General features: G+C 40.4%; 21 protein-coding genes and 1 pseudogene. 16 read left to right on the top strand and 6 right to left on the bottom strand.

The window, feature by feature from the left end:
- The first annotated feature begins 112 nt into the window (after nucleotides 1-112).
- From WH390_RS02620 to WH390_RS02555, 14 genes and pseudogenes are all read left to right on the top strand, one after another.
- Nucleotides 113-628, top strand: a complete 516-nt coding sequence (locus WH390_RS02620; protein WP_406850662.1) for a hypothetical protein — start codon at nucleotides 113-115, stop codon at nucleotides 626-628.
- The gene (locus WH390_RS02615; protein WP_406850661.1) at nucleotides 601-894 is read left to right on the top strand and encodes a hypothetical protein; all 294 of its coding nucleotides are present in this window, start codon (nucleotides 601-603) and stop codon (nucleotides 892-894) included. Before WH390_RS02620 ends, WH390_RS02615 begins: the two co-directional genes overlap by 28 nt.
- Entirely contained in the window at nucleotides 891-2,678 is a 1,788-nt protein-coding gene (locus WH390_RS02610; protein ID WP_032116676.1) for a DDE-type integrase/transposase/recombinase, read from the top strand. Before WH390_RS02615 ends, WH390_RS02610 begins: the two co-directional genes overlap by 4 nt.
- Before the next feature lie 12 nt (nucleotides 2,679-2,690).
- Nucleotides 2,691-3,843 (top strand): annotated as a pseudogene (locus WH390_RS02605) (AAA family ATPase).
- 98 nt (nucleotides 3,844-3,941) lie between these two features.
- On the top strand, nucleotides 3,942-4,157 hold the full coding sequence (locus WH390_RS02600) for a hypothetical protein (protein ID WP_290605697.1): 216 nt from the start codon (nucleotides 3,942-3,944) through the stop codon (nucleotides 4,155-4,157).
- 2 nt (nucleotides 4,158-4,159) lie between these two features.
- A complete protein-coding gene (locus tag WH390_RS02595) occupies nucleotides 4,160-4,390 on the top strand; it encodes a hypothetical protein (RefSeq protein WP_032116679.1) in 231 nt (76 codons plus the stop codon).
- A gap of 32 nt (nucleotides 4,391-4,422) precedes the next feature.
- Nucleotides 4,423-4,953: a host-nuclease inhibitor Gam family protein gene (locus WH390_RS02590; RefSeq protein ID WP_032116680.1), complete on the top strand. Its 531-nt coding sequence runs from the start codon at nucleotides 4,423-4,425 to the stop codon at nucleotides 4,951-4,953.
- Complete coding sequence (locus WH390_RS02585; protein WP_187290976.1) at nucleotides 4,950-5,120, top strand: hypothetical protein; 171 nt, start codon at nucleotides 4,950-4,952, stop codon at nucleotides 5,118-5,120. Before WH390_RS02590 ends, WH390_RS02585 begins: the two co-directional genes overlap by 4 nt.
- Complete coding sequence (locus WH390_RS02580) at nucleotides 5,117-5,359, top strand: hypothetical protein (protein WP_032116681.1); 243 nt, start codon at nucleotides 5,117-5,119, stop codon at nucleotides 5,357-5,359. The genes WH390_RS02585 and WH390_RS02580 overlap by 4 nt, the downstream gene beginning before the upstream one ends.
- Nucleotides 5,356-5,985 (top strand): LysE family translocator, encoded by a 630-nt coding sequence (locus WH390_RS02575; RefSeq protein ID WP_032116682.1) that lies wholly within the window; start codon nucleotides 5,356-5,358, stop codon nucleotides 5,983-5,985. Before WH390_RS02580 ends, WH390_RS02575 begins: the two co-directional genes overlap by 4 nt.
- Before the next feature lie 16 nt (nucleotides 5,986-6,001).
- Nucleotides 6,002-6,181: a hypothetical protein gene (locus tag WH390_RS02570; RefSeq protein WP_032116683.1), complete on the top strand. Its 180-nt coding sequence runs from the start codon at nucleotides 6,002-6,004 to the stop codon at nucleotides 6,179-6,181.
- A 137-nt stretch (nucleotides 6,182-6,318) separates the two neighbouring features.
- Nucleotides 6,319-6,741 (top strand): gp16 family protein, encoded by a 423-nt coding sequence (locus WH390_RS02565; protein ID WP_032116684.1) that lies wholly within the window; start codon nucleotides 6,319-6,321, stop codon nucleotides 6,739-6,741.
- A complete protein-coding gene (locus WH390_RS02560) occupies nucleotides 6,735-7,109 on the top strand; it encodes a Mor transcription activator family protein (protein WP_032116685.1) in 375 nt (124 codons plus the stop codon). The genes WH390_RS02565 and WH390_RS02560 overlap by 7 nt, the downstream gene beginning before the upstream one ends.
- A 229-nt stretch (nucleotides 7,110-7,338) precedes the next feature.
- On the top strand, nucleotides 7,339-7,824 hold the full coding sequence (locus WH390_RS02555) for a hypothetical protein (protein WP_406850622.1): 486 nt from the start codon (nucleotides 7,339-7,341) through the stop codon (nucleotides 7,822-7,824).
- A 423-nt stretch (nucleotides 7,825-8,247) separates the two neighbouring features.
- Here the strand turns inward: WH390_RS02555 and WH390_RS02550 are convergent, their stop codons facing one another.
- The 3 genes from WH390_RS02550 to WH390_RS02540 form a co-directional block, all read right to left on the bottom strand.
- Nucleotides 8,248-8,505 carry a disulfide bond formation protein B gene (locus WH390_RS02550; protein ID WP_202962601.1) on the bottom strand — a complete coding sequence of 86 codons (258 nt, stop codon included), beginning with the start codon at nucleotides 8,503-8,505 and terminating at the stop codon, nucleotides 8,248-8,250.
- Between the two features lie 13 nt (nucleotides 8,506-8,518).
- On the bottom strand, nucleotides 8,519-8,671 hold the full coding sequence (locus WH390_RS02545; protein ID WP_238565722.1) for a DUF5993 family protein: 153 nt from the start codon (nucleotides 8,669-8,671) through the stop codon (nucleotides 8,519-8,521).
- 321 nt (nucleotides 8,672-8,992) lie between these two features.
- Nucleotides 8,993-10,465 (bottom strand): NAD-dependent succinate-semialdehyde dehydrogenase, encoded by a 1,473-nt coding sequence (locus tag WH390_RS02540; protein WP_406850660.1) that lies wholly within the window; start codon nucleotides 10,463-10,465, stop codon nucleotides 8,993-8,995.
- A gap of 789 nt (nucleotides 10,466-11,254) precedes the next feature.
- Here WH390_RS02540 and WH390_RS02535 point away from each other — a divergent pair.
- Entirely contained in the window at nucleotides 11,255-13,366 is a 2,112-nt protein-coding gene (locus WH390_RS02535; protein ID WP_032116688.1) for a hypothetical protein, read from the top strand.
- Between the two features lie 564 nt (nucleotides 13,367-13,930).
- Here the strand turns inward: WH390_RS02535 and WH390_RS02530 are convergent.
- Complete coding sequence (locus WH390_RS02530) at nucleotides 13,931-14,956, bottom strand: hypothetical protein (RefSeq protein ID WP_052045002.1); 1,026 nt, start codon at nucleotides 14,954-14,956, stop codon at nucleotides 13,931-13,933.
- A gap of 832 nt (nucleotides 14,957-15,788) precedes the next feature.
- On the opposite strand from WH390_RS02530, the gene WH390_RS02525 reads away from it, so the two are divergent.
- Nucleotides 15,789-18,104 carry a M10 family metallopeptidase C-terminal domain-containing protein gene (locus WH390_RS02525; protein ID WP_406850659.1) on the top strand — a complete coding sequence of 772 codons (2,316 nt, stop codon included), beginning with the start codon at nucleotides 15,789-15,791 and terminating at the stop codon, nucleotides 18,102-18,104.
- A gap of 620 nt (nucleotides 18,105-18,724) precedes the next feature.
- Here WH390_RS02525 and WH390_RS02520 read toward each other — a convergent pair.
- On the bottom strand, nucleotides 18,725-19,216 hold the full coding sequence (locus WH390_RS02520; protein WP_032116689.1) for a hypothetical protein: 492 nt from the start codon (nucleotides 19,214-19,216) through the stop codon (nucleotides 18,725-18,727).
- Between the two features lie 366 nt (nucleotides 19,217-19,582).
- Nucleotides 19,583-20,878 carry a dicarboxylate/amino acid:cation symporter gene (locus tag WH390_RS02515; RefSeq protein WP_032116690.1) on the bottom strand — a complete coding sequence of 432 codons (1,296 nt, stop codon included), beginning with the start codon at nucleotides 20,876-20,878 and terminating at the stop codon, nucleotides 19,583-19,585.
- Between the last annotated feature and the right edge of the window lie 305 nt (nucleotides 20,879-21,183).

Genomic DNA, 21,183 nt, shown 5'->3' with positions numbered 1-21,183 from the left:
ATTTAATGAACAACCTTAATGCCCTGGCTGAACATCAGCAAGCCATTATGGATAAGTACGGCGAGGGCTTGCCTATCAGCGCGAGCGCATTGTGCATGAGGCGCGCTTCTATATGGCACAGAGCGCCGAAGCCATGCTTGAGGCGGGGAAGCGACTCATTATTCTTAAAGAGAATGAACCTCATGGGGAATTTACAAAAATCCTTGAAAAGGATTTAGGGCTTATACCGCAAACAGCTCGCAGAATGATGCAGGCAAGCCTAAAGTTTTTAGGTAATGGAATTGAAGCCCCAAAACGCGCAACGTTAGGCGTTTTGGGAAAAGCTAAACTTTATGAATTATTAACTGAAAATGATGAGGATCTAGATGTTTTAGCCGAAGGCGGCACTATTGCTGGTATGACACTGACCGAGGTTGACAGGATGTCGGTACGAGAACTGCGCGCAAAATTACGAGAGACAGAAAAATCCCTTGAAGCCAGCCGCCGCCTGGCCAATGAGAAAGATCAAAAGATCAATGAACTGAGTGAAAAACGCCTGATCGATCAACATCGCCCGTTAGGGAAGAGGGCTTACGGCATCTCCGCGAAGAAATTAGTCTGGTGGGCTTTGATGTTAAAGCTATGTTAATGGGACGCTTCCGCGAAGGGTTGGAAAAACTGAATAGCCACAGTGGGGATATTCTGTCCCATGCCGACTATTTAGCGGGGCTACTCAATGATATTGAGTTTGAAATCAATGTATTACGTAGCGACTTTGCCTTGCCCCACCACGCGGTGTCAGAGGCAGTACCTGACTGGATAAAAGACGATAGTGATGCCGAAGACGCCGATTTTCAGTTACCGGAGCACCTGCGCGGTACTGGTGAAGATAACGGTGAGGAGGTGGTGCAATGAACACCATCCTGACCGAACGCGTACTGGCGATTGCTCAGGCTGCCGAAAAAGCAAGGCATGGCGGTAAAGACGCGGTTTATCAGACAGGTTGCCAGGCACTCGGCATTTCCAGGGCGACGCTGCTGCGAAAAATCAAGCAGGTGAGCTATAAGGCACCGCGCAAGCAGCGGGTAGATTATGGTACCAGTGCCCTGACGCGTGACGAAGCTCTGTTGATATCGGGCGTTATCATGGAAGCAGAACGTAAGAATGGCAAACGCCTCTACAGTCTGCGAAAGACGGTTAACGACCTGCGGGCTAATAACCTGATTGATGCCGGGTATATTGATAATGAAACCGGCGAGTGGTTCGCCCTGTCGGTCGATGCCATCAGCCGGGCATTGTACCACTATCGTCTACACCCTAATCAGTTACGGGCACCGGCCCCGTGTGTCCAACTAAAAACTGACCATCCCAATCATGCCTGGCAGCTGGATGCGTCGCTGTGTGTGCTTTATTACCTGAAAAATCCCGATAAAAAACGCACGACACGCGATAGCGGCCTGCGCATGATGACAGAGGCGGAATTTAACAAGAACAAGCCCAAAAATCTCGACCGCATTGTTAACGACCGCGTCTGGTCATTTGAGCTGACCGACCACACCAGCGGCTGGATTTACGCCGAGTACCGCTTCGGTGGCGAAACGACACAAAATTTTACCGATGTGCTGATTAATGCCATGCAGGAGCGCGGTGGGGCCGACGTACTGCATGGCGTGCCGCGTATCCTTTATACCGACCCCGGTTGTGCCCTGGTCTCGTCCACGATGCGTAACTTGTGCAAAACCCTCGGTATTCAACTTATCGCCCATAAAGCCCGCAACGCCCGCGCTACCGGCTCAGTGGAAAAGGCGCGCGACATTCTCGAGTGCCATTTTGAATCTGGCCTGCGGTTTGTGCAAGTCGATAATATTGATGAACTGAACCGCCTGGTCGGGTTGTGGCGTAAAAAATACAACCGTACCGCCATCCACCGACGTACCGGCATGACCCGCACCGACTGCTGGCTGCGTATTACCCCTGGACAGTTAATCAAGGCACCACCTGTTGACGTATGCCGCGAACTGGCGGTGAGTCTGCCGGAAAACCGTAAGGTTAGCACCCACCTTCGCGTGTCGTTCAGGGGGAGTGAATATGATGTGCGGCAAGTCCCCGGCGTTTGCGTGGGCGACACCGTACAGATAGTGCGTAACCCCTGGCGCGACAGTGAAGCGCAGGTGGTCATGATGAATGAGGACGGGCTGGAAACCTTCTGCCGGGTGCCGGAAGTGGTGAAAGACGACTATGGCTTTGCCCTCAATGCACCGACATTAGGCGAATCGTTCAAGGCATTACCCCACACCACGGCGCAACATCATCTGGCGGAAGTCGAGCAGACCCTGTATGGCACCACCACGCCGGGGGAAACCGCCGCCGCGCAAAAAGCCAACGCCTTACCCTTTGATGGGCGCTTTAACCCTTATCTGGACAATGAACGCGATACCCCACCGATTTACCTGCCCAAACAGGGTCAGGTCTCCCCGGTTTGCGCCCCGCGTTTTGAAGAACGTTTAAACCCGGTCGTGGTGGTGCAACGCCTGCGCGCGCGTTTCCAGTCGGCGGGCAAGACCTGGCGCAGTGAATTTTACACCGCGCTGACCCAACGCTTCCCGGACGGTATTCCGGCTGACCAGGTCGATGCACTGGGTGATGAACTGATGGCCCAGTCCACCGATGTGGTGCTCAGTCTGGCCAGTCACGGTTAACGGGAGGCCATCATGCTGAAACTGAAAACCCTGTTACAACAACACAATCTGACCCAGGCGGCACTGGCCCGTGCGCTTGACCTTTCCGAGGCGACACTGGCGCAGATAGTCAACCACCATCAGTGGCCGAAACAGGACACCGACGCGCTAAAACAGCGTATCCGTGCCTGGCTATGTAACCAGGGCATCGCAGCGGACGACTGCTTTGACGGGATAACGCCCGGCGGAAAGGAAAAGCGCCCACTACTTAGCAATGAGGAAGACACCATGTTACTCAAAAAACAGGTATTGCTGCCTGCCACCAAAAAGCATTTCGGGCTGTTTCGCGCCCCGTTTGATGACCAGGCCATACAGGGTCATGAAGATGTGTTTTTAACCCTCAAAGCCGTTATGTGCGTGAGGCATTGTACCAGACCGCCCGTTATGGCGGCTTTATCGCCGTTATCGGCGAATCCGGTTCGGGTAAAAGCACGCTGCGACGTGACCTGACTGACCGTATTTATCGGGAAAACGCCCCGGTGGTGGTGATTGAACCCTACGTGCTGGCGATGGAAGACAACGACCATCAGGGCAAGACCCTGAAAGCGGCCAGTCTTGCCGAGGCTATTGTCCATACCCTGGCCCCACTGGAAAAACTCAAACGCTCGCCGGAAGCCCGCTTCCGTCAGTTACACCGACTATTAAAGAGAGCAGCCGCGCCGGGTACAGCCATGTACTGGTGATTGAAGAAGCCCATTGTCTGCCCATCCCGACCTTAAAGCACCTCAAACGCTTCTTTGAGCTGGAAGACAGCTTTAAAAAACTGCTGTCCATCGTCCTGCTGGGACAACCCGAACTGGGCGACAAGTTATCCGAGCGCCTGCTGGCGAGTCAGGAAGTGGTACAGCGCTGCGAAGTGATTGACCTGCCGCCGCTGGATGAACACCTGACCGACTTTCTTGATTTCAAGTTTAAACGCGTCGGTGGCGACACGAGCAAAGTCCTCGGCCCGGATGCGATACCGGCACTACGTCAACGCCTAAGCTGGCTGCGCCCGAAAAAAGACACGCCGGTCAGCCTGCTTTATCCCCTGGCTATCGGCAATCTGGTGACCGCCGCCATGAATCTGGCCGCGCAAAACGCCATTCCGGTTATCGACGCCAATATTATTCACAGTGTGCATTAAAGGAGGCTTTTATGCTGAACCCCGCCGTGACCATTAAAAACCCGTCAGCGATGACCTACCAGGCCATCCAGCAGCAGTTCAGGCAATGCCTGTCGGTGATGGACAACCTCAGCCAGGAAGGTTTTACCGTCAGTCAGTTTACCGTTGATGGCTATAGCCGTCCGACCATTACCCTGCTGCATGACCGACGGTGTGATGCCTTACATAAAAAGGGGCATGCCGTTCGCTATGCCCTGGGTACCGACCATCAGGGTCGCTGGGAAAAATACCAGTTTCTGCAAGATAACTGCCGAATCACCTGGGAGGTACGTTAATCATGAAAACACGCCCTGTCCGTATTACCGCTCGCCAATCGGTTTATTTGGCAAAGACCGTCGATATGCCGGAACAGGACTATGAAACCTATTTATCGATTTGCGAAAACTGCCGTGATTTTAATGAACAGGATTGCTGTCTCGGTGACATTGCGGCCCGATATAGAATTAACGTATTTGAGCATATTCAATACAGTGACGCCCTTGAGGACATTATTTTCGAGCGCGTTTAATTCCCGACGTTGTTAATGAAAAGGTAAAAAAGATGGCAAAGAAAATAACGCGGCTTAAAGCCGTGGCGGCTTCCTGCACCCCGCAAACCCGTGAGCAGGTGATAAGCGATATTAAAAGTCTGGGCGATATCCAGCGGGAAATGACCCGGCTGGAGACACAGATTAACGATGAAATTGCGCGCTTAACCCATCAACATGCGGCTGATATTGAAGCCATGAAAGCCCGCATCACCCTGTTGCAAAGAGGTATCCAGACCTGGTGCGAGGCCAACCGTGAAGAGCTTACCCAAAACGGCAAAACCAAAACCGCCAACCTGATAACCGGCGAGGTGTCATGGCGTAACCGCCCACCGTCCGTTTCGCTAAAAGGGATGGACGATATCCTGCAGGCGCTGGAAGAAAACGGACAGACCGACTGCATTATTCGCAAAGCACAGCTTGATAAAAATGCCCTGCTCAAAAATCAGGACACTATCCAGCGACTGAATATTCCCGGCATTACGTTTCGCAACCAGCTTGAGGATTTCATTATTACCCCCTTCGAGCAGGAGGTGGCCTCATGAGCTATCAGGAAATAAAACCTCTACGCCGTCAGATTGAAAGGTACATAAACCGCGGCATACATCACCTGCGGGCAGACCATTCCGCGGCGGCGTATCGTGACTTTCAAAATGCCTTCGAGATATTGGCCGAACTGATAGCACGATTAGATGAGGAAGACACATTATGAGCATTACCTGCATCAGCTGCCATCGGGCGACTCACCACCTGCAGCCCGTCCAGGCAGACGTTATTCAGCAACCTGAAAGCGGTGAGTGGGGGATTGACCTGTTACTGACCTGTCCACACTGCGGACAGCGGTATAGCGCCTGGGTACTTAATTGGGATGTCGTGCCGCTAAAAGGTATCACGGCAAAGTCGCCATCAATACCACCCCATCATCAAACGCACGAGGTAAATAAACCATGAACCTTGACCTTTGGTTAGTTTTTTTAGGGGGTGCCTTGCTCAGTGCCGTATTACCCGGTGCGGGCGCTATCCTCACGCTTAACCATGCCTTCCAGCGGGGATGGCGCAAGACGCTACCGCTTATTGCCGGTCAGGCCACGGCATTAGCTTTGATGGTGCCCATTGTGGCACTGAGCACGGAAGCGTTGCGCGCTTCAGCGGCCGCCTGGCTGTTGCTGAAAGGCATCAGCGTACTCTGGCTACTGTTTGCCGCCTACCGAACCTGGCGCGCACCGGTCATCATGGATGCCTACGATGTCGTGACATTGATCCGCGGCTCGCAACGGTTCTGCTGGGGTTTTCTGACCGATATCACCAACGCCAAAGCGCTCGCCTTCCTACTCGCCACACTACCGGTCTTTCTTAATCCGGCCCAATCGTTAGGGCCACAAATTACCCTTATGACTCTGACGATGGTAATGGTCGATGCGCTGATGATGACGCTCTACGCATTCATTGCCACTCGCTTGCGGCCTTATTTTCAATCGCCCGAAACCCGCAAACAACAAAACCGCCTGTTTGCCGGTTTCCTGGTGTTCATTGCGGTCAGCCTTTGTTTTATTGAACATCCGACCTTAATTCAGTGAAAGAGGATAAATTATCATGTGGATATTAATTTTAGCCCTATACGCCAGTCCCTATGCCGGTCATGCTTTTTCCACGCTGCATACACAGGAGTTTGACACGGCAACCGCCTGTCAACAGGCCGCCAAACAGTTCGCAGAAAAATTTGAAACCTTCAAGGATATTGATGCCAGGGCGATTTGCGTGAAGAAGTCATAGCAGAAAATAGGCGTACAATTCATTCAATTGTATAATAACGATATTCATTTTATAATCCTTCAAAACCCGAAGGATTATTTTTTTATTCATGGCATAAGGAATCCTGACCCAGACCAAAACGATAAAGGACGCCTCCGATGACCCGACAAAAATACCTGCAGTTAATCCATATCGCGGCCCATCATCTCAAACTGGACGACACGACTTACCGCCAGATGCTGCACAGGCTAACCGGAGAAACCTCGGCAAAAGCCCTGAATATCGGTCAACTGGCGCAAGTGTTAAACGCCCTGAAAGCCAAAGGCTTTCGTATCCAACCGACTCAACCCACGACGAAAAAGCAGACCGACCGTCCGCAAATCCAGAAAATGCAGGCCCTGTGGCAGGCAATGGCCGATGAGGGCATTGTCCGGGATGCGTCAGCAACAGCCCTGGCCCACTTTGTTAAACGGGAAACCGGCTGTGATTCGCCTTACTGGCTGGATAGCCAGCAGGCCAGCCAGGTTATCGAGAAACTCAAGCAGTGGCAAAAACGCGTGGTGAGGGCAACCTCATGCTAGAGCATACCTTTCGCAGTAAAGGGCCTGAGTTACTGGTTGAGCTGGCCGAGCACACCGCACAGACTGTTAGGCAGATTATCGACGTTGATCCCGCTGTTGCTAGCCAGATAGGCGATGCCGTCGCTAATCAAATGATGCGGGTCTGGGGCGGGCAGAATGTCTACTTTCCGATGGGGCTGATGTGGAAAATAAACCAGCGCGACCGGGAGATATTTGCCGATTTCAACGGCCATAACCACCGTGCCCTGGCACGCAAGTACGAAGTCTCGCTACAGTGGATTTATTCCGTGATAAAACGGGTTAAAAAAGAAGAGCTGGCCCGCATCCAGGGCAATCTGTTTGAAGATGAGGATAAGCAGGCAGGCTGATCATTTATAACGCGCTTTAAGTACCTCAGCATTTTTTTATTACTATTATCATTACGATAGCACCCACGCAAAGGCGATAAATATGCTTGATTCAACCCTGCTGGATTTACCCTGGGCAACACTCGTAACGCTGGCCTCTGGCTACATTAGCTACTTTATTGCCAATGTTGGTCTGAAAGAACACCATAAACCCATTGATATTCTCTTCTCTACACTGATTTTTAGCCTGTTGCCGACAGTAATATACCACGTGACACTTTGGTGTGGCGTCAATGCTTACGCAGCAGCGCTGCCAACCGTGTTGTTGGCATTTACCCTGGGTGCATTGTGGCGTAAACGGTTGTGCGCGTTTCTCCGGCAGCATAATATCTCATGGTCTGACAGTACCCACTCTGCCTGGCAGCAAATGTTTGGTCTGACGGATTATCGGGCGACCGAATTACTTGTGGTACTGAAGGATGGCTCGGGCTTGCTATCACGATTGCCGGGGCGCTTCGAGGAACTTCCAAATGGGCCTTTTACACTGGGTAATAACGGCGATGTCATTCTCTATGTCACGCATAGAAGTCCGGCAAATAGCGATGAGTGGGTAGAGTATGGCGATGTTATTCATCAGGACTACGGCGCTCTTGCCACTTACATCCCTGCAGATCAAATTACCAGAATAGGCATCAGGAGAAGAGAAGCAAAGCCATCATGCTCTTCTACCGACTGAACTGGATACGACTTGAACGAATCAGCCTAGCGGCTGCAAATCGTCTTCTGTGAAACTAGCGCCAGACATCTGAGCTAGATGTTTATTTTAAGGCCACTGTGAGCCTCGTTACGGAGTTTTCTCCCCCTAAACCATCCAAACCCGTACCGCTTTGTTCTCAGAATCGCTTTAAGCAGCTTACAGACATGGCCTATCAGTTATAGGTACCCAGATCATATATTTTGGTTATTTTTTAACCAAAAAAAACTTTGAAATTCCTAGGCGTCAAGCAGCAATATGATTTCAATAATCGATTAATTTGAGTGATGATTTCTGTTTCACTATGTGTAACTTAATCACCCTGACTTGTCCCAGATAGATCCAGTTTGTCCCAGGTAGATCCACATTTATCGCACGTTTCCCGTTTAAATATCTCACGTCCTATCAGGTTGCAGTGATACATGTGGTGATAGAACTAAGAATAATTATACTATAATGAAGCTGATTAATACCAAAGATAAGATTAAATAGAAAACCGATACCTATCATTATAATACCCACTCGTTGTAATAAGCATAGTGGGCAGGGTATTTCATGTAATATAATTTGATAATAGAATGCAACGATTAATGTTACAGATATTCCTAATAGTCCTAGAATATTCAGATCAGAAATAACTATTGTTGAAGATAGTGTTTTCATCATAATTCTCTAACTAAAACGATAGGTTGATATTATCGCTTGCATGATATTTAAATAATAAGATAGTTATAATAAACAGCATTAATAAAAGGATATAACTTAGTTTTCTCTGTTTGAGAATAAGTGAGATAGTGACCAGAAAAGCGATGAAAAAAGGTAAAAACATCATAAGATCCTATTAGCATAACATTAACTATTAGATTTCATATGCACAATAATATTATCAATATAAATAATATATTTTATAATAATATATTAAAGTGATATTTTTAATTATAAATTATAGGTGTTAACTAATTATTGTCAAAAATTGTTAATAAACTGTATTTATCAGCAAAAAGCAATCCAATACAAGATCATCTAGTGTTAAATTAAAATTCTATAGAGTTTTAAAACACAGAGGGTCAATGCAATTAATTTTATCAGGTTAACATTACCCTCAAATTTTCATTCTTTATAAAAATTATTAATATTTCATTAAGTTAAATTATGTAGTCGTTTTAATATTACCAAAACAGAGATATTTTAATTCTAAAAATTCATCGATACCATAATGGGAGCCTTCGCGCCCGAGTCCTGATTGTTTAATACCACCAAAAGGCGCCATTTCATTAGAGATGAGTCCTTCATTAATGCCTATCATACCTGTTTCCAATGCTTCAGCAACTCGATAGATACGGCTAATATCGCGTGAATAAAAATAGGCAGCTAAGCCAAATTCAGTTTCATTAGCTAACTGAATTGCTTCCGATTCGTTAGTAAATTTAAATAATGGTGCTAATGGGCCAAATGTCTCTTCTTTAGCGATTTTCATTTGGTTATTTACATCAGTCAATATCGTTGGTTCAAAGAATAATTTTCCTTGTGAGGCAACATTGCCGCCGGTTAACAGGTGTGCCCCATGCGCGATAGCATCCGCAATATGTTGTTTTACTTTGTCGATGGCTTGCTGATTAATTAACGGTCCTAGTTGAGCATCTTTTTGACTTGCTGGCCCGACGCGCAGAGTTTTTACAGCTGCACTAAGTCGTTTTGCGAATTCGTCATATATAGTTGCTTGAACCAAGATACGATTAGCACAAACGCAAGTCTGTCCACTATTGCGAAATTTTGCTGCTAATACACCTTGAACAGCCGCTTCTAAATCAGCATCATCGAAAACAATAAAAGGTGCATTGCCGCCTAACTCTAATGAGATCTTTTTGACTGTATTAGCACACAGCGCCATTAATAATTTCCCCACTTGCGTTGAGCCAGTGAAGGTTAATTTGCGGACTATCGGGCTTGCTGTCATAACCGAACCAACTGTTTTTGCATCGGTACTGGGTACAATATTTAAAACACCAGCAGGAATACCTGCTTTCTCAGCCAGTACTGCTAATGCTAAAGCTGATAGAGGTGTTTCAGCCGCGGGTTTTAGAATAACGGTACAGCCAGCAGCCAGGGCAGGGGCAACTTTTCTTGTGATCATGGCATTGGGAAAATTCCATGGCGTAATGGCAGCTACGACACCAACCGCTTGTTTGATAGTCATTATTCGGCAATCAGCGACAGGAGAAGGAATTGTTTCACCATAAGTTCTCTTTCCTTCTTCCGCAAACCATTGGATAAAACTAGCGCCATAAGTTATTTCACCCATTGCTTCGCTGTGGCATTTACCTTGCTCCAGGCTCAATATTTCTGCTAAGGCTGTCTGATTTTCCATAATCAAATAAAACCATTTATTTAAAATCTGACTGCGCTGTTTTGCGCTCATTGCACGCCATGCGGGTAATGCCTTGTCAGCGGCATCGATAGCTTTTTGTGTTTCGATTTTGCCTAAATCACTGACTTTAGCAATTATATCACCATTAGCAGGATTGATAACATTAAATGTTGAATGCTTATCAGCATCGACCCATTGACCGTTAATATAGGCTTGTTGACGGAAAAGGGGAGAATTAATGAGATTATTTTCCATTGATTTTTCTCCAGGATTTATGGATGGTATACCATTCGATATTTATCTTTAATTTGATTTTCAATTGCGGCTAACTGCTGTAAAAATAAAAAAGAACAATTGCTAGCTGATTTAAATCTGCGCAAATGCAAGTCATCACCATTATTAGGATAGATTTTGATTATAATTTAGAAAAATACAATAATAACTTCTGAACAAATAAAATAAATTTTATTGAAAAAAATGATGATAAAGTGGGGAATAATTTTGTATTGGCAGGCCAATTTTATCTGTTAGTCGTTTAAGAAACAGCAGCGTAACCTTTACTAGATTGCTGGTGTTAATGTAATAAAATAACAAAATTTAATTAGTTGCTGTAAAAAATAAACTCTAACATAACTTAAATTTACTCAGGCTTACCAAATAATATTTTGCCAGAAAATCGATTATTTCTGTTGTTATTCATAAAAAATTTTTAATACCATTCAGTTTTAATACTTAATGAAGTAAATAATAATTCAATTCTAATAATTATTAGACATCTCTTAATATGTAATTAAAGGCACAATATACATTTAACGAATCGTTATTTGATTTGTTAAGGAGATTTTCTGCTATTGTCTATTATTTAAAAGTTCTTTTATGCTTTAGTTGCCAAAAATCATTCCATTCTAGCAAAAATAAATTTCTTATTATTAATGTGATAGAGCCAAAAGTTAGCAATAAAAATCTACCACCAAGACCAAAAAAATTGATATTATAAATGATATTGTTTATCAATATCATTTAAAGCGATGTAAAGGACATTATATGCTTTCTATCTCCTCTACCTTATTCTCTAATTCTATTAACCCTACTAATTGTTTGGAAAAAATATCAGAACCTAAAAATGATATAAGTCAATCACCTTTTTCGTCTATGATAAGTAATGTTAGTAATTCTAATCAAAATATAAATAATGATTCGATACCATCTATTCTTGTGCAGTCAGGGGATTTAGATAAACAAAAAAATATATTAAGTAATACAAAAACTTTTTGTAATAAAATAACAATGTCAGCATATAATTATTTGCGTTCTATTGATGGAATTGATGAATTTACCGGAGCGACAGGACAAATTTTACCACAATTTCATCAGTCATTATTATCGTTAAGTATATTACTACCAGCTATTCCTTTGGTTGGAATAGGTGCAAAAGGCGCTTTTGATGAATCAGTAGAAAGTTTTAAAGATATTTATCCTACATTTATGAATGATATTAAGGAAAAAAAACAAGAGATATTAAAAATATTACAACAAAATTTTGCTGAAGATGATGTCAATAAGAAGCTTTTTGAAGAAAAAATTGAACCATTTTTTGATGTTTGGATTAATTGGTTACAAGGTGGAAGTGAAAAAGAAAATATCGAAAATTTACAGCAACTATGTACTACTTGGAAGTATTTGCAAGAACAATCACAAGAACAAGGTAATTCTACCGCCAAGACACTTTATATGGCTACCGAATATCAACGTATGCAACAAGAAGTACCGGCAGTAAAAATTGACCGTAATTCTTCTCCATTACAAGCAGCGGCGATGAGTTTAATGACAGGTGGAATGGTTGGATTGTCTGCCAAATCAATCGCAGATCTAGTGATGTCTCAAGGGATCAGTGGAGCAGAAGCTGTCAGTGATTTAGCCGGAATGGTCAGTAATACTCTGCTTTTGCCAGCACAGATCATGATGACTGGGTATGGAATTTCGCAAACCATTTCCGGACACCAGCGGGATACGCTACTGCGAGAAGATCGTTCTTTATTAGTAAAGAACCCGCAACTAGATATTATTAAAGAAAATATTGCACAATTAAAAGAAATAGCTGACCGTAAAATACATTATAACTATAAGCAAAGAATAGAGTATGGTACTGTCACTGCTGTTGGCCAGGCAGGGATGGCGTTAAGTTCATTAAGTGCAATTACTGGAATTGGCAGCGCGGTAGGTTTTGTTCCTGCTTTAGTCGGGGCGCCGGCTACTATTTATGGATCTTATATTCGTACAAGAACAAGGGTGCAAGAAGGAAAATATTTAGGTGCTAGAGATGCTCAAAATATAGCTGATAAAAGATTAAATTTCGATGAGTTGGCGAAACATACAACTGAAAAGTCTACTGGTACAAATCAAGCAACACAATCAACTGTAACAACGATTGATACTTTTAACACGGTTGTTAAAGCGGCAACCAATACAATGGTGCAGCAGCAAAAAGTTTTAGCAGAAGCAAAATTACTCTCATTAATTCAACAGACGATCGATAAAGCAAATAAAAGTAATATTCAACTAACGGTAGAAAAATTGCATCAACAAGTTGATTCTAAAGTAAAAAAATTATTTGATAGAATAATAGATAGCCAAAAACAATTTATAAAACAACCGGGTAAGTATTTTATTCGACAACGTACCTCTTTACTATCAGATGATCTAAATATAATAAAGGGGATGCTTGACAATGGTGAATATAGCATTGACCGTTTGGGAAATAAATTAGACAAGCAACAAGGAAGTTATAGTTTAATATCTAGATTGGAGTATGTAAAAGAAAGTTATAATATATCTCTATCAACCAAGACAAAAGAAAAAGTATTAGAATCTAGTGTGCAAGATCTTTTAAAATTAGCAAATGAAAATAAAACAATTAAACAAGCACTAAAACATCAAGATAGTATTTCTGATAAAACTTTTAATTGGAATGATTTGCAAAAACTCATCCTGCATGATGAACAAGCAAAAGCTATTTACACGCAACATCATAACCATTATTTTATTAAGCAAATGAAAAATGAAGGTAAATCTCTGAGAGATGATGCTTATAATAATATCATAAATGGATTAGCGGCTAAATCAGCGATTGAACGAAATATAAATAAAGTAATATAATCAAACAGATGTTTAGCTTTAATTATTTCTTGATATATATTATCAAATTTGAGGAATAATATTCTATATAGCAATATATTAAATAGTAATCTTAATTCTATTATATACCTCGATTTTATAGAAATTGAGCTAAACATGATTTTAGTTATAGGTTATAGGTTATAGATTGTACTTATATTAAATACATCCCAATTTAGGAAATTTTAGAAGAAAAAAATAGTAAAATGATTTTAACAATATGATTAAATTGATTAACAATGTATGTCGAGTATCTGCAAATTATTTTTCTCATTATTAGCCAGGCTAAACTTTTAAATAATGCGGATTAATTTGACAATATTTATCACTAGAACAGTTTAAAAATGGAATTTATGAAAAATATTTTATGTGCCAAGGCAGGTATATGAAAAAGTGTTGTATTGCTATCTGATAAAAATTAGCAAAATATTTGGCAGAGAGGGTATATAAACGCAATTATTTTTTAATGAAAATAATATATTGTTAACATTTCAGCCATCGCTGGTAAGCTGCTTTCTTCTATTGGCGTTAAAGGTCGATTGGGTTTTATTGATATTGTATATATAAAGGTTTTGGTTTTAAACTGAGAATTTCTTTCTTAGATAGGAGTCGATGAGGAGGCGAGATTAAATCATTTTTATAAAATATTTTTATGCCTGAATATTTAATACTGTATTCTGAAGATATAACTTGGTTGTACTTAAGTTTTTTTAGCGAAGGAGAACCAAAACCATCCATATTTAAAACAACTTGGACGTTTTTCGAATTCTTCACTTTTTCAAAACCAATAACCATTCTTTTGGTAAACCGATGAATAATTAAAACTTTAGGTGGTAAATTAAACTGTTCAACCAGGTTTGATAAATAATCAATAATATAATTGATATCAACATAAGATATTGATCCTATTACTTTACCTGGTATATTTCCATTGTGCATCATAAATTCTGGATCTATACCTAAATGAACATTTGGCATTTTTAAATAAGGACTAAGTCCTATAACCTCATTCCTTAAATTACTCAATCCGGGTTGGATGTCTAAAAATAAAATAGTGTCTTTTTCCATACCTGCGATTGAAATCGCCTTTTCTATTTGGTATTTGTTCATTCTATTAATATATTCACCATCGTAGCCTGGATTATTGCTGGCAACGATGGCTATATAGTGCAAAGCCATTATCACTGGTGTTGTTGGGTCGGCTGCATTCCATTCTGCGGCTTCATTTTTTAATTTACTCCACATTACTAAAGGGGAATACTCGCCTAATACTCCCATTTTTCTTGAGTCAAAATTACCATAATAAGCAACGATTCTTCTATCTGGAAGTATGTATACATCTGAGGAATTAACATCTTTAATTAATTTATTTTTATGAAAAGGAACCTCATTAGTATTTTCTAAACCATAGCTTTTAGTGCTCGACTCACAATAGAACAGAGCGATAAATACAATAATATTGTACATGCATGCCCTGATCCCGAAATTTTTTTCATCTCTTCGATAGTGCAAAGTATTCACTCCAATATTGCCGAATCGTTTGCTCTCTTTGTTGCTATCAGTCTCTTCCATTTACTGGTTATTTTCGACTGATAAACGCTTTACTTCGCTTGCATTGATTTTTTCATTCATGGCTAGATTAACTAGTTGCCTATATTCATCTTTGAGCACTGATGCCTTGATGTCAAGATTTAACGCTTTTTTGATATCAATGGAAAGACTTTTTTCTATTGTTGAAATTAATTTGTTAAGCTTTTTTGCTTGATGATTAATTGCAGTCTCAATAACCTGACTAGGCCCCTTTGGTTGTAGTGTATTTGGTAACTGATTGGTCTAAAGCGTTTTTGCTGTTTTTTGTTTTTCTATGGAATAATCTATTGGTTATCGTTTATTGCCCGATATAGTGTTTTTTAAAATTGATAAAGGATTAGTTATCTTTTATTAAATCAATTAGTTTCAAAAGATGATCATTAGCAAAGATAAAGATAGTTTTACTGATTGCATACATAATTAAACTTGCAGCGACATAATTAATTAAAACGATAACTCAGATTTTATTTATCTAACTATTATCCAAATAATAGTCTGATTTCTTTATATCTGATAAGCATAGGATGCGTGGTTTTTTCTATAGATTTTTAAGTTAATTTTAATCTGGTTGTTATTTTATAAATGGTCTAATAATTTGATAATTGAATATTAAAATCCATTTTAATGCTATTAAAAGATATTTATCAAAATGTTTAAAATCCTTAGATGAAAGTTCCTAAATTATAGCCATTATTAGCGAATCGAGTGATATTTAAAAATAGCAAATATCTGGTGGTAAATTTGTAAAAATAAAAGAATGTAATAAACTTTAATAATTTGTTAAGAAAATTAACATTTAAGAGTCGGAGGGGGTATGGGGGAAAGTTATACACATATTAGAATAAATTATAATAATTCTAATCAATCAGATACTCGACATACATTACCTAATTCAGCTCAGGCTCCAGCGGTTAATCCTTCTGCTAGTTCAGCCGCATTACCGGCTAGCGAGCGCACAATGCCGATGTCGGCTTCGCATAGCACAACTATGTCGCCGACTTCACATGTAACGATTAAGATGCCTGATGCAGGTGTAAATTTAAGCTATAACTTAACATATCCGGTACCGACATTATCGCATCCAACAACGACACCCACTGCGCATCCAACAACAACGACACCCACTGCACATCCAACAACGACGACACCCACTGCGCATCTAGCAACAACGACACCCACTGCGCATCCAACAACGACACCCACTGCGCATCCAGCAACAACGACACCCACTGCGCATCCAGCAACAACGACATCCACTGCGCATCCAACAACAACGACACCCACTGCGCATCCAACAACAACGACATCCACTGTACATCCAACAACAACGACATCCACTGCGCATCCAACAACCACGTCGCCAATTTCACATGTAAAAATTAAGATACCAGGTTCAAATGTAGATTTAGACTATACGTTAATAATAGATAGAACTCCGACATCATCGCAGCCAGCAGTAACCCCACAGGAAGCATTATTTTTACCTCGTTCAGATGAGTCAAAACAAATTGTTGAATTAATAAATGATTATGCAAGAGGGGGTTATAGTTATGGAGTCAATAATAAACCTTCTTATACTATTGCTAAAGCTGCAGAGCAAATATCGCGAGCAAATTCAACCTGGAATGGCAAAAATATTCTAGGTAAACATGCTGAAATAACTTACTCTTTTTATGACTGGGGTCAGGCGAATGAGCCTGGTTCAAATCAGATGGTAGGCCTTAGCGAACTACAACAGCAGCAAATATTACTCGCATTACAATCTTGGGCCGATGTCGCTAATATTACTTTTACCTATAAATCAGCGCGAGATAGCCAAACAAATCTTGATTTTGGTAATTTTAACAAACCGAAAGGTCAAGCTTTCGCTTATTTACCTAATTCTGGAGTCCTTGCAGGGCAATGCTGGTTTAATGTTCAGAATCATTCAGAAAATTTATATCCAGAGAATGGTAATTATGGACGGCATACTTTTACGCATGAGATTGGTCATTCCTTAGGTTTATATCATCCTGGTGAATATAATGCACAAGAAGGCGTTAAAATAACTTATCTGTTTGATGCGAGTTATAAGGAAGATTCTCGGCAATTTAGTGTAATGAGTTATTGGCCTGAAGGTGCCACCGGGGCTTATTTTCACGGGCTGTATGCAGCGGCTCCCATGATGGATGATATAAGTGCTATGCAACGGTTGTATGGGCCGAATATGGATACTCGGACTGGGGATACAATCTATGGTTTCAATTCTAATGCTGATAGAGATTACTATTCAACCAATGATGCCCGTATAGGTCTTGTTTGCTGTATATGGGATGCTGGAGGAAATGATACTTTAGATTTTTCAGGATATTATCAAAACCAACGAATAAATTTGAAGAGTGGAACATTTTCCGATGTTGGTGGCTTAAAAGCAGATTTTTCAATTGCTGCTGGAGTGGTGATTGAAAATGTTATCGGCGGTAAAGGCAATGATATTATTGTTGGTAATGATGCAGATAATCATATTAAAGGCGGCGCTGGCTCTGATAATATTTATGGCGGACTTGGTGCTGATCGACTTTGGGGTGATGGTGTAAATCCGCAATCGATTCGGTTTACTCGGGCCATTGAAAGTATTGGAGTAAAGAAGCTTAATTTTGGCTCTTTAAGTTCAGAAGAGCTGCAATCTATTGAGCGTGAGATAACTTTATTTGATCCAGTTAGTGCCGTTGGAATAATAGGGTCAGAAGCTGACCAATCTACCACTCAACAGCAGGCCGCACAACCGATTACGCAGCAAAGAGTTGATCGGCAAACCGTAGTTAACAATTATGAAATTATCGAAAAAGATTATTTTGTTTATCATTCTGCTAAAGAATCTACACCCTCAGCCTATGATTTGATTATGGGTTTTCAGGGTGGAATTGATAAAATAGATCTTGCCTCTATGAAAATTAGCAATAAGGCACAAAATAGAGATAGCACGTATGTTGTTGATCACTTTAGCAATACGGTTGGAAAAATAGAGGTAATGAATTATTCGGATAATATCCATCGTATTTTTATCAAAGGGGATAACTATTCAGACGGGGATTTTATGCTAGACATTTTAGGTTCCTTTATACCAAAAACCGATATTGTTATATGGTAGTTATATTGGTGTCCTTAAATTAATAACGTTAGTATTATTAACAAGAATAAATGATTAGCTTGGCTTTTATTTTTGTAAATCGATGATATTGCATGAAAATATTTTGCTGATGATATTAACTCATTTCTGGTTAAGCTTGATTAATTTAGTAAAATTGAATCAGTTTTATTTGCTTAGCGGTTACCAATATAAACAATAGTAAAATAAATACTCTAATAACTATTTGTTTTAAAAAGTATAAAAATGAATTTTTATTTTTCTGTTAATTCAATATTTATCTAATAGCTTATCATGACTAGTGAAAATATTATGTTATTTATGTCACAGCTATTACCGCCAATTTGGGCTCTGGGTAAAGACATTGCGAATATACTATTTTGGTAAACCGTTTTTGGTGTAATAAATCTGGCAATTATTTTAATCAACATGTCACAGCATTAATTTCAAATTATTATAAATTTTATATGATCAACCTTGCCAGATTAAAAAAAAGAGGCCAGAAATACTGGCCTTATCAGGTTAGAAGGAAGTGTAAAACAATGTTATTCTTATTTCGATGGTTCTAACTACAATTAACTTTTTAACAATCTTTTCTTTTAATTCATTAAACTAATTGAATTTTATTGTTTTTGTGGTTGAGAATTTTGTTGCATGGTTGCTGCTTTTTCTTTAGCGCTTTCACTTAAAGTGTTTGCCTTATTGGTTAGATCCTCTTTAGCCGCTGCTGCTTTATCAGATAATGTCTGGACTTCAGAATTAAACCCTTCTTTAACTTGGGTTGCTTTTTCTTTGGCTTGATTTGTGGCTTCAGTGGCTTTATCTGAAATATTTTGTTGCAACTCTGATGTTTTTTGTTTGGTTGTTTCTTTTAATTGATCTGCTTTTGTTGATAGTTTATCAGCTTCTTCAGCAGCTTTATTTTTTATATCGGTTGCAGCTTCTTTCGCATCATCAACCACTTGTTTAGCTTTTTCTGTCCCAGCCTGTTTTATTTGTTCAGCGCTTTCCTTGGTCTGTTGGATGGCATCGTCTACTTTAGGTGATTCATCACAAGCAGTAACAGCAGTTATTATACCCGCCAAGATTAGCATACTTAGAATTTTTTTGTTCATTGATAGGTTCCTTTCTCTATATTCATGGACGATCATAAATAAGTGTATAATCAATAAAAAAGACTTTAACATTATAGATACATCTATTAGATAAAGACATAAGACTGGATATAAGATTTTAACAACATAACAACTTGATATGTATAACTCTGTAGCTTATGTCCGTTATCCATTAAGCATAGATGAGAATTAGAGGAATGAAAAAAAATTACCATCAGTAATTGTACTAAAAATGAAAATGGCTAATCCTTCTTAAGTTGAATTAATTAAATACTTAAAATCAATCAAGCATATTATATCTTAAGTAAATAAGCCGCGCCTACAGGCGCGTCTTGTTGTGCTATTTGGCTGGAATATTATCTATTATTAAGATTTCAAACTAATTTTATCAGTAAAAAGATTATCAGATTTTTCTTTCGGTGTGCCTCGGCAACCGTCGCCATAGTGTTCACCTTCCCAGCGACCAACCAGTGCCGCTCCCATGGCATTACTCATGACATTCGTTGCTGAACGTCCCATATCTAAGAAAGGATCAATACCCATTAATAAAATTAAGCCGGCTTCTGGAATATTAAATTGGCTTAGTGTCGCTGCAATAACGACCAACGATGCCCGTGGTATACCAGCCATACCTTTAGATGTCAGCATCAAAATCAACAACATAGTGATTTGTTCACCCATACTTAAATGGATATTACATGCTTGACCGATAAAGATAACTGCAAATGAACAATAAGCCATTGAACCAACAAGGTTGAATGAGTAACCAATTGGTAAAACAAAGCTAGCAATCTTATTAGAAATACCAAACTGTTCCAGTTTTTCTAAAGTACCCGGAAAAGCCGCTTCAGAACTTGAGGTGGTGAAAGCGAGTAAAGCCGGTTCCATGATGTTTTTGACTAAGCGTAAAATGCATGGGCCAACGATTAACACGGATACCCCAATTAAGATCACCCAGAGTAACGCTAGAGTAAAGTAAAATTCTCCCATAAAAATGCTAGTACTGATCAGTACACTCAATCCGCGTTCAGCAATCATGGCTGAGATAGCAGCAAAAACAGTAATAGGGGCAAAAAGCATAACATAGCTTGTCAGCTTCAACATTACGTAAACCAGTGAATCTAGAATTTTAATAATCGGTTCACCTTTTTTACCTATGGCAGATATGCTGCATCCCATAAAAATTGAGAAAATTACAATCTGTAAAATCTCATTACGCGACATCGCATCAATGATACTAGTAGGTATAGCATGGGCAATAAAATTGTGGAAAGAAAAGGTGGTTGGTTCGATATTTGTCACCGTTGAATTGGTCTCTGCCACGAAATTGATACCTACTCCTGGTGTAAGAATATTAACAATAACCAGGCCAATGGTAATTGAAATGAAAGAAGCAACCATGAACAGTAACAATGTTTTTGAGAAAACACGCCCTAAGGTTTTGGCGTCACCCATTTTGGCGATCCCGACGATCAAGGTTGAAATAATTAATGGTGCAATAATCATTTTAATCAAACGCAAAAAAATATCTGTAATGATCGAAATATTTTTGGCGTAGCTGGCGGTTATTTCTGGATTGGTGAATGAATTTAATGCAAATCCAACTATTATCCCGGCGATCAAGCCTACAATAATCCAAGTGGTTAAACTTTTCGATTTCATAATGATTCCGTTTTAGTCAGGCCGGTATTAGATCTCATATTATTTAACAAGCCCTGAATTAGTATTTCAGTGTTATTACCTAAGTTATCCTTTCCTTTAATTGTGTTAAATAAATGTATTTAAAATGAGAAATAATATCGATTTGTTTTTATCGAAATTGATACAATATCCTGGTATAGATACATGTTTAGTATCAAGTTAAATGAATGTTTATATTGATTATTTGTTATTTAATTAAGTGTTAAATTTCATGTCAAAAATGATTTACGTTATTTATTATTAGGCACGTTAGTATTTTTATTTTG

It is taken from the genome of Candidatus Arsenophonus nilaparvatae (assembly GCF_045346035.1).
GTDB classification, from domain to species: Bacteria; Pseudomonadota; Gammaproteobacteria; order Enterobacterales; family Enterobacteriaceae; genus Arsenophonus; species Arsenophonus nilaparvatae.
This window is presented reverse-complemented; position numbering and strand designations above follow the sequence as displayed.

Bases quoted from the DNA above. Each gene is read 5' to 3' on its own strand.
- WH390_RS02525 (WP_406850659.1), top strand. From the start codon at position 15,789: ATGGGGGAAAGTTATACACATATTAGAATAAATTATAATAATTCTAAT.
- WH390_RS02550 (WP_202962601.1), bottom strand. From the start codon at position 8,505: ATGAAAACACTATCTTCAACAATAGTTATTTCTGATCTGAATATTCTA.
- WH390_RS02545 (WP_238565722.1), bottom strand. From the start codon at position 8,671: ATGTTTTTACCTTTTTTCATCGCTTTTCTGGTCACTATCTCACTTATT.
- WH390_RS02595 (WP_032116679.1), top strand. From the start codon at position 4,160: ATGAAAACACGCCCTGTCCGTATTACCGCTCGCCAATCGGTTTATTTG.
- WH390_RS02560 (WP_032116685.1), top strand. From the start codon at position 6,735: ATGCTAGAGCATACCTTTCGCAGTAAAGGGCCTGAGTTACTGGTTGAG.
- WH390_RS02580 (WP_032116681.1), top strand. From the start codon at position 5,117: ATGAGCATTACCTGCATCAGCTGCCATCGGGCGACTCACCACCTGCAG.
- WH390_RS02540 (WP_406850660.1), bottom strand. From the start codon at position 10,465: ATGGAAAATAATCTCATTAATTCTCCCCTTTTCCGTCAACAAGCCTAT.
- WH390_RS02520 (WP_032116689.1), bottom strand. From the start codon at position 19,216: ATGAACAAAAAAATTCTAAGTATGCTAATCTTGGCGGGTATAATAACT.
- WH390_RS02530 (WP_052045002.1), bottom strand. From the start codon at position 14,956: ATGGAAGAGACTGATAGCAACAAAGAGAGCAAACGATTCGGCAATATT.
- WH390_RS02585 (WP_187290976.1), top strand. From the start codon at position 4,950: ATGAGCTATCAGGAAATAAAACCTCTACGCCGTCAGATTGAAAGGTAC.
- WH390_RS02600 (WP_290605697.1), top strand. From the start codon at position 3,942: ATGGACAACCTCAGCCAGGAAGGTTTTACCGTCAGTCAGTTTACCGTT.
- WH390_RS02610 (WP_032116676.1), top strand. From the start codon at position 891: ATGAACACCATCCTGACCGAACGCGTACTGGCGATTGCTCAGGCTGCC.
- WH390_RS02535 (WP_032116688.1), top strand. From the start codon at position 11,255: ATGCTTTCTATCTCCTCTACCTTATTCTCTAATTCTATTAACCCTACT.
- WH390_RS02590 (WP_032116680.1), top strand. From the start codon at position 4,423: ATGGCAAAGAAAATAACGCGGCTTAAAGCCGTGGCGGCTTCCTGCACC.
- WH390_RS02575 (WP_032116682.1), top strand. From the start codon at position 5,356: ATGAACCTTGACCTTTGGTTAGTTTTTTTAGGGGGTGCCTTGCTCAGT.
- WH390_RS02565 (WP_032116684.1), top strand. From the start codon at position 6,319: ATGACCCGACAAAAATACCTGCAGTTAATCCATATCGCGGCCCATCAT.
- WH390_RS02570 (WP_032116683.1), top strand. From the start codon at position 6,002: ATGTGGATATTAATTTTAGCCCTATACGCCAGTCCCTATGCCGGTCAT.
- WH390_RS02620 (WP_406850662.1), top strand. From the start codon at position 113: ATGGCACAGAGCGCCGAAGCCATGCTTGAGGCGGGGAAGCGACTCATT.
- WH390_RS02515 (WP_032116690.1), bottom strand. From the start codon at position 20,878: ATGAAATCGAAAAGTTTAACCACTTGGATTATTGTAGGCTTGATCGCC.